General features: G+C 41.4%; 12 protein-coding genes. All 12 read right to left on the minus strand.

Translation table 11 applies throughout. From position 1 onward, the window contains the following. Positions 1–231 (minus strand): transposase (locus H513_RS0107050; RefSeq protein ID WP_026800113.1); only part of this gene is annotated, 231 nt, incomplete at its 3' end. A 63-nt stretch (positions 232–294) separates the two neighbouring features. Next, on the minus strand, positions 295–738 hold the full coding sequence (locus H513_RS0107055; protein WP_026800114.1) for a hypothetical protein: 444 nt from the start codon (positions 736–738) through the stop codon (positions 295–297). A 706-nt stretch (positions 739–1,444) separates the two neighbouring features. Next, positions 1,445–2,821 carry a Sau3AI family type II restriction endonuclease gene (locus H513_RS0107065; protein WP_026800115.1) on the minus strand — a complete coding sequence of 459 codons (1,377 nt, stop codon included), beginning with the start codon at positions 2,819–2,821 and terminating at the stop codon, positions 1,445–1,447. A gap of 549 nt (positions 2,822–3,370) precedes the next feature. Beyond that, positions 3,371–4,309 (minus strand): DNA/RNA non-specific endonuclease, encoded by a 939-nt coding sequence (locus tag H513_RS0107070; RefSeq protein WP_026800116.1) that lies wholly within the window; start codon positions 4,307–4,309, stop codon positions 3,371–3,373. Between the two features lie 243 nt (positions 4,310–4,552). After that, positions 4,553–5,329, minus strand: coding sequence for a hypothetical protein (locus tag H513_RS20825; RefSeq protein WP_051239757.1), 777 nt, complete (start codon positions 5,327–5,329; stop codon positions 4,553–4,555). Between the two features lie 80 nt (positions 5,330–5,409). Then, on the minus strand, positions 5,410–6,393 hold the full coding sequence (locus H513_RS0107080; RefSeq protein ID WP_026800117.1) for a helix-turn-helix transcriptional regulator: 984 nt from the start codon (positions 6,391–6,393) through the stop codon (positions 5,410–5,412). Positions 6,394–6,561: 168 nt separating this feature from the next. Then, positions 6,562–7,326: an HAAS domain-containing protein gene (locus H513_RS20830; protein ID WP_026800118.1), complete on the minus strand. Its 765-nt coding sequence runs from the start codon at positions 7,324–7,326 to the stop codon at positions 6,562–6,564. Beyond that, the gene (locus H513_RS0107090; protein WP_026800119.1) at positions 7,323–7,649 is read right to left on the minus strand and encodes a PadR family transcriptional regulator; all 327 of its coding nucleotides are present in this window, start codon (positions 7,647–7,649) and stop codon (positions 7,323–7,325) included. The genes H513_RS20830 and H513_RS0107090 overlap by 4 nt, the downstream gene beginning before the upstream one ends. Positions 7,650–7,775: 126 nt before the next feature. After that, positions 7,776–8,603: a carbohydrate ABC transporter permease gene (locus tag H513_RS0107095; RefSeq protein WP_026800120.1), complete on the minus strand. Its 828-nt coding sequence runs from the start codon at positions 8,601–8,603 to the stop codon at positions 7,776–7,778. Between the two features lie 12 nt (positions 8,604–8,615). Further along, positions 8,616–9,464 carry a carbohydrate ABC transporter permease gene (locus H513_RS0107100; RefSeq protein WP_231572086.1) on the minus strand — a complete coding sequence of 283 codons (849 nt, stop codon included), beginning with the start codon at positions 9,462–9,464 and terminating at the stop codon, positions 8,616–8,618. Positions 9,465–9,620: 156 nt separating this feature from the next. After that, a complete protein-coding gene (locus H513_RS0107105; protein ID WP_026800122.1) occupies positions 9,621–10,892 on the minus strand; it encodes an ABC transporter substrate-binding protein in 1,272 nt (423 codons plus the stop codon). 15 nt (positions 10,893–10,907) lie between these two features. Continuing rightward, on the minus strand, positions 10,908–13,016 hold the full coding sequence (locus H513_RS0107110; RefSeq protein ID WP_026800123.1) for an amylo-alpha-1,6-glucosidase: 2,109 nt from the start codon (positions 13,014–13,016) through the stop codon (positions 10,908–10,910). Positions 13,017–13,054: the final 38 nt, after the last annotated feature.

The following is a 13,054-nucleotide window of genomic DNA, read 5'->3' on the forward strand; positions in this document are numbered from 1 at the left end:
TAGCCGTTGATTTTCCTTCCGAAGACGAATCAACTCATTTTCTTCAGGAGTGCGATTGTCCTTCTCTTTAAAGGACCCGGACTTCTCAAATCGGCTCACCCAATTATCAAAGGTAGAAGGATTCAGCTCGTACTCTTCAATAATCTGTTTCCTAGGTTTACCGTTCTGATAAAGCTGGACCATCTGCTTCTTAAACTCCTCTGTGAACGTACGTCTGGACCTCTTAGTCATGGTCAGTGCTCCTCGCTATTTGAATTGAGATAAGTTTACCTGACCTTAATTTACATGTCCAATTTAGTGTAGCCTATCCACTGTCGATTCAAAAATGAACATAGGAGGTATTTCTCTTCTCTCATCTTTTGATTTGTATGCTTTCTCAAACACATCCTTCAACAAGACGTTTCCCCTTTGTTTTGTATCTAAGTGATTATTGTTAGGTGTCTTATTATCGCCATAATAAGTGAAAGTACCTTTCTTTTCATTCAATAAATCAGGCCACTCATCTACTTTACCTGTTGAGAAGATAACAGTATAAGCTAGTTGATCTTTAACTTTACCACCAGATTCTTTTCTCGACTTCCTGAAACCTCCTCTGTTCCCTACACTTTTGATATATCCATCCAACCTAAACAATTTTGTAAGAGGATCGTCTGCAGCAGGATTTCCTTTGGTGCCTCCTTCATAAATCGCATTTACAATCAAAGGTGCTTCCTCAAGCTCTTCATATTTGAATCTCATATAATCCTCCTCAAGCTATTGATGACGAAAGTGAACCGGCGAGGATTTCAAAAATTTCTGCCCCACAGCAGAAACTTCATTATGAAAAACAAGGATTTATGACCTTTATAGCACTTCAATTAATTAACATTTCTAAAACTTAATACTCAGTGACATCCATTCATTGAGATTAGTTAACTATAATGAACATAATTGAACAAGGAAATAAAATTATACCTCTAACTTCTCATACTAAAGACTCATACAGTTCCCAAATATTCGTTAGTATCTGTATCTTCATTTAACTCAGGTTCCACATATCAATAAATAACGTGGAGAGGGTTCTCATGTTTTTGAGAATTATTAGTTCTCAAAACAATAGAACCTTCCCCTGAGTTTTCTGAAAAAACAAAAATCCAATCCAATCAATTCAATATCGATACCCTTTCCTTTGATCCATGAAAATTGATTCTATTGAAAAATCACGGTACTTCTCTTTATGGATAAATCGGTGGTTGTTACCCGTTTTAGCTAACATTTTTACGGCAGCTTCAAAAATAGCTTTTTGATCTTTCAATCTAGCGATGTTAACGTACATTTTACCAGTTACAAATACTCTTCTTATCCAACTTGATTTTTGTAATTTTTTCTTACATTGTTTATGTATCTTCCACCTTACTATTGCCTCTCATTATAGTATTTATTTAAGAAACTTACTCTAAGCCTATTAATCTAGCCCTACAATTTTTCTTATGTATCCTTTATTAATGAACAGACATTTTTTCTTAATAGTTATTCCACTAGGCAATGTTACAAATACACTTTTACCTGATCCTTTTGGACGAATTTGAAATGGTGGATAGTCTCTTATTCCTCCTGGTAAGTTGTCAGACCATCTACCATGTTTTCCTTTTGATTCATCAATTTCTACTGTTATCGAGTCTGAATTAATCATATCTTTTATTTGATAAAAAAGTTCTGAGGCCTTATGTATAAAATCTTCATCAGGTACCCAAATAGTATATCCTAGAAACCTGTTTTTACCATACTCGTATTCATCCCATACTGTAAGTATGTATGTTGTTTCTGCGAAACAACTATACCAAGTAGATTCCTCAAATTCATCATACGCTATTTCAGTAAAATCAATATTTGGAAATGACATATCTTGATTATTTTTTTTATCTAATCTATTACGGACAGTTTTAATAGCATATCCTTCTTTTAAGAACTCATCTGTATGATTTAAGTTTCCTCCCTTTGTACCGAACATCAAACCAATTAAATTGAATAGACTACTCTTTCCATTTACTTCTTTTTTCATTTCAAATTGGATTTGTTCATCAGTTTTTCCGGTATATTCATTTAATGTTTCAGTAACAGTATCTAGAAAGCTACTGTGGGGAGGGATATTGATATGTTCAACTTGCTCAGGTGTCACTAATTTTCTAAAATATGAAGACATATATCCAACTTTATAAGAGTATGCTCTTGACTTTGCTTTCTGTATCGAAAATGGTTGTTTAACTAAGTCTTTTCCTTTACCTTGGCCTTTTGTACACGCTCCCATTATTTTTTGTTGTTTTTCACTAATTTCATGAGCCTTACCTTGCTCGATTTTATCAACAATTGAATGATAATCTATACGTACTTTTGACTTATCGGATTCAGATAACCGAAAACGCGCAGTCTTAATTATCTTAAACTCTTCAACTGGAGTGTTTTCTTCATGGAGATAAAAAATCAAAAGCATGTTACTCGCTTTTTTGTTTACAATGCTTTCTTCGAATGAAATTTTATAATCTTCCATATAATTAATCATACCTAGTACTAGACGCTCTTTGGAGCTATATCCTGCCTTTTTATTCTTAAGCACAGGTGTGACTTTCAATTCGATATTATGATGTATAAAATCCGAGCCTTTAATGGAGTTTGCTGGTATTCCGAAAAAGTCAGATTGAATCATATTACCTATATTTCCCTTGTCTTTTTTTCTTTTCATCCAACCTGACTTATCCAGATTCCCTAATTTCTCACCTTCAAGCTCTTCTGCTAGATGGAATATTTGTTGCTCGGTCCATAGATCAGAATAAAAATATGACATTAAAAACACCTCTTAAATATTTCAAATATTTCGTAGCTTCATTTTACCAGGGTTTAGTAAGAAAATTCAAAAAAATATATCCCAAGTAGTATAATTACATTATTAGATATTTGATTTATATTTTCATATATATAAAATTCATGAATAATAGGGGACGGTGCTTACATTTGTGAAATTATACAAGAAGGTACCCAAATACATTGATGATAATTCAATTATTCACACACCTTTTCTTATACGTTCAACCTCTCACACAAGTATTTATTATGATATAACAATACATAAATTAACATATTTTTATTAAATTAGATATATTGGAACAAATTAATAACTTCAACACATAATATAAAAAGAAATTGACATTGAATTAACGTGTTCAGGTTCTAGAGTGAAAAGTGCTAATAACAATTAAAACGACACAATGGTCAGTATATGTTTCGAAACATATTTAACAGAAAAAGTAAAAAAGCCCTCAGATTTTTCTGGGCGCTTTTTTTTCGAACTAATGAATTTTTCATCTTCAACTATTTATCTCAAAAAACTAGAGACTTACTCCCCAACTATCCCATCCCCATCATTATCACGCATGTAGGGGTATAACCAATGATTGCTGTTTATCGGCATATTGAAACCAGCTGCTTTTGCTTCTTTAATTGTTACCTGTCCATTACCGTTAGTATCGATGCTAGAAATATCACCATTATTGTTCGAACTCGCCGATTCGGAAGACTCATTGTCTATCACACCTAGCGATTTGTTTACTTCATCAGGATTCACATTATCAAATGAATCAACGACTTCATTACCCGTTAAATTATAGGTATATTTATAACTTGAGGGGATATGAGTTTCTGTATTAGGATATGTGACAATTGCTTCAAAATCAGTGGCTCCTCCCGCGTCACGGATTGCGTCTTCCAAATAAGCTTGATCACCATGGCGGTTTAGAGTACTTTCTTGTGGAGTAATATTGTAAGCATTTGATACGCCGCCAAGCGAATCAGCAATAATATGTCCTTCATCTAAAACATCACTTTCGACTCCAGGAACCTTTGCCTCATCTGAGTAATATCTACCAGACGATAATACAGGTTCCTTACTGTCATCTTGTAAAATAATCTTAGCTGCAATAACACGTACTAGTTGCCCGTATTCATTAGTAAAAGCCCAATATTTACGATCCCCATAACCAATGTCAACAACGACGTTAGCCTCACGGTATCCAGACAAATCACCGCCATCGACTTCAATAGTTTTGTATCCTGGAAACAGGTCATCATTTGTTTCGTTTGATGTTTCTTCTACTACTGGTTTATCGACAACCTCAGACAGAACTTCTTCCTTTTCTCTATGCTCATTCGTATTTTCTGTAGTTAATTCTTGTTGATTGGTTTCATGATTTGTAATAGAAGTATCTTCTCCATTGGTACAACCACTCAAAGAAATTAGCGTTAAAACTAAGATTAGAATGCTTATTTTCATTTTCATTTAAGATTCTCCTATAATAGTAAAATTCTTTGTTCAAATGAGATGTATATAAATCTGTATTATCTTATAACCTATTGATTCCAAATCCCTCTTGAACTATTGGGTGGGATAGATTATGTTGGCTCCATGCTCACCTCTAGCCAACCTTTACTTCAATTTTTATCGTGTACAAATCTAAGGTTATGTTATTTATAATTTTCACTCATGAAAATGAACCTATTAATTCTAAATCAACTCTTCATTCTATTCCATCTTCGTCCATTCCCCACTCCCAAACGTCTGGAAGCCATAGTCTGTTGCTTTAATCTCCACAATAGTTGCACCGCTTGGATTGCCATTTGTGATGATGTCGTCTAGTTCTTCTGAGAAGCCGCTTAGGCGGGCCCAGTAGCCGAATCCGTCGCCGCCTGTACTCTTGTAGCGGCCGGGTTCGATGTCTTTGCCGACGATGTATGAGCCGTCTCCGAATGTGGTAACGGGTTGTGGGCTGTAGCTGTCGTCAATCTTGACCCAGTCTCCAGATCCTTCTGAGTTAAAGGCTACGTCCGTATCCTTGATTTCAACGTAGGTCTGGCCTTGTGGGTTGCCGTTGGCGATGATTTCTTCAAATTCTCCGCTGAATCCGGATAGGCGCTCCCAATAGAAGACGCCGCCTTCGTGCTTATATAAGCCTGGCTCAATGTCTTTGCCTACTTCTAGCATGCCAGTTCCAACCGTAACGGTGTTATTCTCTGCTGGTGTTTCCTCCGTTGTTTCTTCTGCTGGCTCTTCTACACTTTCTTCAGTTGGTTGTTCGGCTTCTTCCGTTTCTTCTTCCACCTGCTGGTCCGTCTCCACTTCTTCGTTCGCGTCTTCGGTTTCATTTGCTTCATTTGCTTCTGGTTCTGTTGTTGCTTCTTCTGTATCTGGTTCTTCTTGTTCTTCCTGACCTTGGGACTCTGTGCACCCTGTTGCGAAGGCAACTAGGAATAAGCTTGCTAGAAGTCCAAATAACCATGATTTCTTGTTTTTCATGTTCATGAATGATTCCCCCTAATGTTGTTGTATCTTCATTATAATGGAACGGGTGCGCAAAAATGTGTCCACCCTGCATGTCTTTGTCAGCTGTATTGCTTCGACATGGCTTCGATTTCATCAATGACTTGTTGCTTGAGGGATGCTGGGGATAAGACTTTGGCTTTATGTCCCCATGTTAAGATCCAGCTCTTCAAACCCGTGCTCATCTTTGCTTGTGTTGTCAGAGTGAAATGCTCTTCATCAACAGGCTGAATCCACGCCTCTAACCCAAATCGGTCAAGGACCACATTCAAGAGGCTGACGTGGAATTGAATCTTCACCCGTTCTTCTTCCCCTGCAAACATGTGGAAACTATGGTCTACATAGTCCTGAATGTAAAAGTCTTCTTTCTTGAATCGGTCATCTGACAATTCAATGTTCCGCATACGGTCGAGGCGATAGTGGCGCATCTCCCCCGTTTCCTTGAACTTCCCGATTAAATAGTAGAAATCATTCTGCCAAATGAGGGCATAGGGCTCCACGTAGTAGGTACCGCCGTCACGATTGTATTCGAATTCTTTCTTCATATTGTATTTGCCATATTGATAAAGCAGGACTTTCTGCTCTGAGATGGCTCTATGTACCGAGTCGATGCTCAGTTTAACAAGCTGGTAGTCATCATTCGCAGATTGAGAGAATAAGAGTGGGTCCGGCAGCGTCTTCGCGATGTGCTTGCTTGTCAATTGTTTCACCTGCTGGATTAGATCCTTCTTCTCCTTCTCTGTAATAAATCGAGCGGATAGGACGGCATCATTAATCAGACGGAGCTGATACGTCTCGAACACGCGGTCCTGACAGCTGTAGAACATTTTCCCAAATTGACCTTGGTTTCGGACAATCTCGTAACCTGCTTCCTCAAGCACGTCCATATCCCGCTTCAACGTCCTCGCATCGAATTTGGCGTCCGCTCCGAAGACAAGGCGAAGCTTCTCGATGATTTCGTTCATGCTCAGCTCGTGATACTCATCCGTTTCCTCAAAAAGTATATCGCGTAGCTTTAGTAAGCGCGTATTGTTGTTTAATTCCATGAAGTTCCTCCTAAAGTTGCACTCCGTGTTGTCTATGTATTCCAGTGTAGATTTTACCAGATTATTTGTTTGAAGTGGGAGATTATACAAATTTTTAACAAAACCTGCTGACGTAAAAAACTCCCCCATGTCTTATGAAAATGGAAGACTGGGAGAGTGGATTACGATTTATTGAGAAGTTTTCACCGTTCGAAGATAAACAAAGAACGCATATCCACCAAACAACACCATAGGAACGAGTCCTTCCACCCATAGCGCAGCCTCTTCTCCCATAGTAAATGCATCTGTAATGAGTGCTGGGATGTTCAAGAATGCCACTACGAGTAGAAGGAGCATCGTCTTCATCTGGATGGAGAAGGCGATGAGAATAGCTAGACATAGAAGGCCTGTGACGACTCTTCCTGTTCCGTCCAACGTATACATCGGCAAGTCGGTGAATACGTACTCTTCCAATAGTAGGATGCCTAGAAAGAAGAGAACCGGGAAGAACCCAAGCAAGCCTGTGAGCGTGAATTCGACTGCTTTTCTTGGCTTATGACTTGCAAGGTATCGGAAGAGGGTAGCAGTGAGCAAGAGAAATAGAATCATAATCGTAGGATACCCGACTAGACTGAGTATGGAATAGCTCATGTCTCCCTTCACTGCGTCGCTAATGAGCATGATGGAGAAAGCGCCAATTGCAATTACAATGAACCATTTCGCAAGTTGCTTATGGTCTAAGGACATTTCTCCCGCAATCTCCTTCATATAGGATTTAGGAGATTGGCCGATAATGTGGTCGACGCTTCGTCCATGTTGCTCCGCTTCGTGCAGGTGGTCATGCAGTTCTTCAATGATTTCTTCGGCATCTTGTTCGTTCTTCCCGCTTGAAATTAAATAAAGGCGTAAATTCTCAATAAAGTCCTGACTCTCTTTCGATAAAGTCATGGTCATCCTTCCTCCTTCAGTAGTTCATCTACTCCGTCAGCAATCTCTTTCCATCGTTCTTTGAACAGTTGTAGTTCCTCTCGTCCAAGTTCTGTTAGAGCATAATATTTCCGCTTTGGTCCGCCTGATGGGTGTTGCTTTTGGGTTGTGGTAACTAGACCTTCCTTCTTCATACGGAGCAGGAGCGGATAGATGCTTCCCTCCTTCACCATGGTGAAGCCGTACGCGTAGAGCTTCTCGATCATTTCATAGCCATACGTCTCACCTTTCCCGATGATGGACAGGAGGCACCCTTCTAGGATTCCCTTTAGCAGTTGACTTGAGGACATGGGTACACCTACTTTCTACACTATCTTGTTAAACAAGATAGATGGGCAAAAAAAATAACTACTTTGCTTTGCAAGGTAGTTAAAGTGTAGCATGAAGAATATCACTTTACAATATTTTCTTTTCAACTATTTCCCACCTGTGTAAGTAATTCCTTGCACAAAGAAACGGTTAAAGAAGGCATAGATGATTAAAGTCGGGATGGTCATAATGGTTGAGGCTGCCATGATGTAGTTCCAGAAGCTAATGTATTGCCCTTTGAAAGCGTTCAATCCAAGCGTTAAGGTAAACATCTCTGGATCTGACATAACGATCAACGGACGCATAAAGTCATTCCATCCTCCCATAAAGGTAAAGATGGCTTGCGCGGCAAGGGCCGGCTTAGCTAGCGGGAGGACAATGCGGAAGAATGTCCCTATCTTACTTAGACCGTCCATTTGCGCGGCTTCTTCAAGCTCTTTAGGGAAGTTGAGGAAGAATTGCCTCATCATGAAGATAAATGTTGCGTTGATAGCCCCTGGAATAATAAGCCCTTGATACGTATTTAGCCACCCTAGTGCGCGTAGAACGAGGAAGCTTGGAATCATCGTAACTTGCATCGGAATCATGAGCACGGCTAGTACGAGGAAGAACCAGAATTTCTTACCGAAGAACTCAATTCGAGCAAGAGCATAGCCTGCCATGGAGTTAAAGAGTAAGTTCAATCCAACCATACATACAGTGACGATGATGCTATTCAACATCCATCGAAGGAAGAGTGGTTCCTTCTCAAACATCTCTACATAGTTTGAAACCGTAAACTCCTTCGGAAAGAATGTAAAGCCGCTTCCTACAATCTCTGACAATGGCTTGAAGGATGAAAGCATTGCCCATAAGAATGGGAGAAAGGTGACGATGGAATATCCAATTAGAATGGTATAAAGCAATGGCTTTAGCCATGTGCGATTCGGTTTCATTGCAGTCCCTCCTTAAGAGTACATCTTCTCTTCGCCAAAGAATTTCCGTTGAATAATTGTGACGACCATAATGATAATCGCTAGCATGATGGCGAGTGCAGATGCATAACCCATATCCAATAAATCAAACGCATACTGATAAATAAGTAAGACAACGGTAAGCGTTGAGTTGTTCGGTCCTCCCGATCCACCTGAGAAAATGTAGGACTGGTCAAAGAGCTGGAAGGTACCAATGACCCCCATAACGACCACGAAGAAGGTAATCGGCTTTAACATGGGCACCGTGATACGGAAGAATTTCTGCCACCAGTTTGCGCCATCAATCGTAGCCGCCTCATATAGATCTTTCGGAATATCCTGCATGGCAGCTAAATAGATGACCATAAAGAACGGAGCGGTAGCCCAAATGTTCATAATCATGATGGACTTTAAAGCAACTTCCGGGTTGTTCAGCCAATCAATTGCTGGAAGGCTAAAGACACCTAAGAACGTGTTAATGAGCCCATCCTGCTTATACATCCACATAAATATAAGGGTCAAGACAGCTGATGATGTGACTGTTGGCAGAAAGAAAATGAGACGAAAGAAATTGCGTCCTTTAATCTTCGAATTTAATGCAGATGCAAGGAGCAAGGCGAGGAACGTCTGAACAGGGACAACAATGATGACATACTCGAATGTATTCCAAAGTGCAATCTTCGCTCGACTATCATCGACCACACGTGTGTAGTTATCAAGAGCTTCAAACTGATAGGATATCCCACCCAACAATTCCACATCATTAAAGGAAAGGAACAGAGCATATAGAATTGGCGCCAAGATAAAGACACTCAGGATGAAGATGGCTGGACCCATGAACATATAGCCAGTTAAACTGTCCTTAATGACCCCCCTTACACTTCTTCGCTTTCGTGAACCGACCTGAACTTCTGTGGCTTGTTGATTGGAGAGCTCTTCATTCAACTGATTCATTTACATCACCCCTTATAAGAACAAGCGCATGTGAACGCTTACGTATTATTCAAGAGCTTTTATTTCGTTATTCGCCGTCTTCTCTGCTTTCTCAAGGGCTTCCTGTAGCGTCTGTTTACCGAGTAGGGCGCTTGAGAATTGGTTGTTGAAATTGTTCATGATAATGGCCAATTTGCTTCCGGCCTGCCACGGTTGGGCATAGGAAGCGCCTTCTACAAATGCGTCTCGATATTGACTATCTTCGTAACCGAGATCTTCAATGACGGATTTACGCGTTGGGAGCGCAAAGCCTGTTTCTGTCCATTGCTTCATCCCTTCTTTCCCAGTTAGAAAGGAAATCAACTCCCATGCTGCTTCTTTTTTCTCTGATTGGGCGTTCATGACATATGCAACGGTGAAAGCAGGTGTAACCCGTTCCCCTTCAATCGCTGGAACTTCTGCAGCATCAAACTGAAGCTCTTCATAATTATTTGAAAGAAACGGCAATGCCCAATTTCCTTCTAGTACCATAGCCGCCCTCTCCTGGCCAAACATTTCAATTGCCGAATTCGAGCCTACGTCACTTGGAAGCGCAGAAGTCCCATCCTTTACATATTGGTCCACAACGGGCTGAAGCGCTTGAATAGCTTCCTTACTCGCAAAGTCTGCATAGCCCTCCTCATCTACAAGGGTTGCGCCATAGGGTTTAAATTTATAGAACTGGCGTGGCAGCTCGGACGAAATACCAAGGCCATAACGTTCAGGCTGTCCATCCCCATCTTCATCCACCGTGAGTTTCTTTGAGTATTCACGTAGCTCCTCCCACGTCTCCGGTGGTCCTTCTAACCCAGCCTCTTGGAAGGCTTTCTCATTGTAGAGGAGTGCGAGTGGCGAGAAGTCTTTCGGCAAGCCATATACTGTATCCTCTTGTACGAAGGCATCTAGTAATGGCTTCTCAAAGTCGTCCAAATCGAAATCTTTCGTAATGTAAGGATTGAGTGGCTCTAACACCCCTTTCTCCATCATGGAAGGTGCTTCGAATGCGTCCATGTAGAAAACGTCTGCTGCCTGTTTGCCAATCAATCTTGTCTTCAACACGTCCATGTATTGATCACTAATTGTTTGGAACTCGACAACAATATCTGGGTGCTGTCGTTCAAATTCCTCGAGTATTCCTTCTAATAGCTCTTGTTCTTCAGGTGAAGAGCCCCATCCGCTCATTTCAATGATTGTCTCACCGTTTGGTCCTGTCCCGGTCTTATTGGAACAGGCCACTAGAGTTATTAAGAGAAGCGCGGTTACTCCTATAAGCCACGTCCGTTGAGCGATACGTTTCATTATTGCCTTCCTCCTTTACGTTGGCATAACGGATCCGTTTACATGAACAGGAAGTCCAGTCGTATTCTTATGAATCTGAACCTGATACCCTTCCTCACGTCGGTGCACGGATAAATCGAGCTCACCATCCCGAACCTTCAGATGCGAGACATGTAGCTCATTCATTCCTTGCAGTAGAAATGGGTGAAGTGTTATGAATTCATCTATTACAGACGGGTACAGGCCGAGCATCGTCTGCGTGAAGGAAAGCGGCGTCCCTGCAGCCCAGGCTTGTGGGGAGCACGCAATTGGATAATGAACAGGGTGACCCATATCTCGGTCATAGCCACAGAACAATTCAGGCAGTCGATCGTATTCAAAGTGCTGACTTGCTTCTACTAATCCACTCATCACCTTTGCAGCAGCATCCTGGTACCCTTGTCTGCCCATGCCAAGTAAGATGATACTGTTGTCGTGAGGCCACACAGACCCATCATGATAGCTCATCGGGTTGTAGCCTGCTTCTCCTTCTGCCATCGTACGTATTCCATAACCTGAGAACATCTTCTCTCCCGTAAGCATGGCCACAAGCTCGTCCATCCGATTCTGGCTAACAAGATCTGCCCACAGTGTGTGCCCAGGGTTTGAGGTAATTGTTCCAACTTGTTGCTTGTCTCCATCTAAGGCAATGGCATAATAATTTACGTCGTTCATGTAGAAGGCTTGTTCGTAACGCTCCTTTAGAAAGGCTGCTTCCTCCTGAAGAACCGCACCCTTTTCCTTACGCCCAAGCGCTTCATACACGCTAGCAAGTCCTCTCTTTGCTTGGTAGACATAGCCCTGAACTTCTGAAAGGGCAATAGGGGTTTCTGCAAAGTCCCCGTTTCGATGGACGATGGAATCTCCAGAATCCTTCCAACCTTGATTGGCAATCCCTTTGGATGATTCTTGATGATACTCAACGAATCCATCCCCATCACGGTCCCCGTACTCATCCATCCACTTTATGGCTGCTTCAACGTTCGGAAGCAATTCACGAGCAAGGTCTAAGTCGCCCGTCCAGCCTATATACTCGGTAAACAATATGACGAACAGTGGTGTTGCATCAATCGTACCGTAGTATGGAGTGAACGGAATCTGACCTGTTGAAGCAAGCTCACCGTACCGAATTTCATGCATAATCTTACCTGGTTGTTCGTCGCGCCAATGGTCGACTCGCTCTCCCTGCATACTCGCCATCGTACGAAGAGTTCCTTTCGCTAGGCCTCTTTCATACGGGAGCATTTGAAGAGCAGCAATGAGGCTATCGCGACCAAAAGGAACTGCGAACCAAGGCAGTCCAGCCACAGGTAGGTTACCGTAACCTACGTCTGTTAACAGAACGTGCATATCCTTCAAACCTCGGTCGATTAACCGTTGCAGTGGAGCATAGTCAGTCTTTACTTCTGTATGACTATCTTTCCAACTGTCTGCTTCCTTTCTTAATTGTTCTAGTGCAATTTCTGGGTCCATACTACGTACAGATTCGTCACCAACAAGCGGCTTCACCTGAAGGGAAAGGACAATCTCCTCCGCATGACCAAGCTCCATTGAGAACGAGATTTCTCCTTCTTCGACAGATTGGGCTTCCAGATTCCACTCCATAACCGCTTGCCGCTTCACCCCATCTTTCCCGATGTAGGTTCGGATGAGCTGTTGCTTCGATGTTTCAGGTTCCTCTTCTGCTCCTAACTCTCCACCAAGAAATCCCCTTACAACGAACATATCCGCAAAGTCCACATCGAGCTGCATTTGAAAGTCGAACGCAACACGTTTCGGTGCATAACTCTTTAGCTTGATTTGTTCGTAGTACACGCCTTCGTACACATATCGCTTTCGCTCCACTTCAATACTCTCACGCCATAGTTCTACAACCCCATCCGTTTCCATATGAGGATTCGTTAGTAGCATAGTCGATTCGTAGTTATGACGCGCATTGGATGAAAGCAATACAAGCGGCACGTTATTTATCTTCATCATAAGCTCGCTTAGAAATCGTGTATCGTATTTATAGAGGCCAAGTCCGTATGAATGATCCTTTGGGATATTGCCTGATTGATCTGTAAGCATGAACACATCATTATGTTTTAGAACGCGGTAATCCATCATTCCACTCCTTTATTCTGTTCCGAAACGTTTCGATT

It is taken from the genome of Pontibacillus halophilus JSM 076056 = DSM 19796 (assembly GCF_000425205.1).
Classification (GTDB): domain Bacteria; phylum Bacillota; class Bacilli; order Bacillales; family BH030062; genus Pontibacillus_A; species Pontibacillus_A halophilus.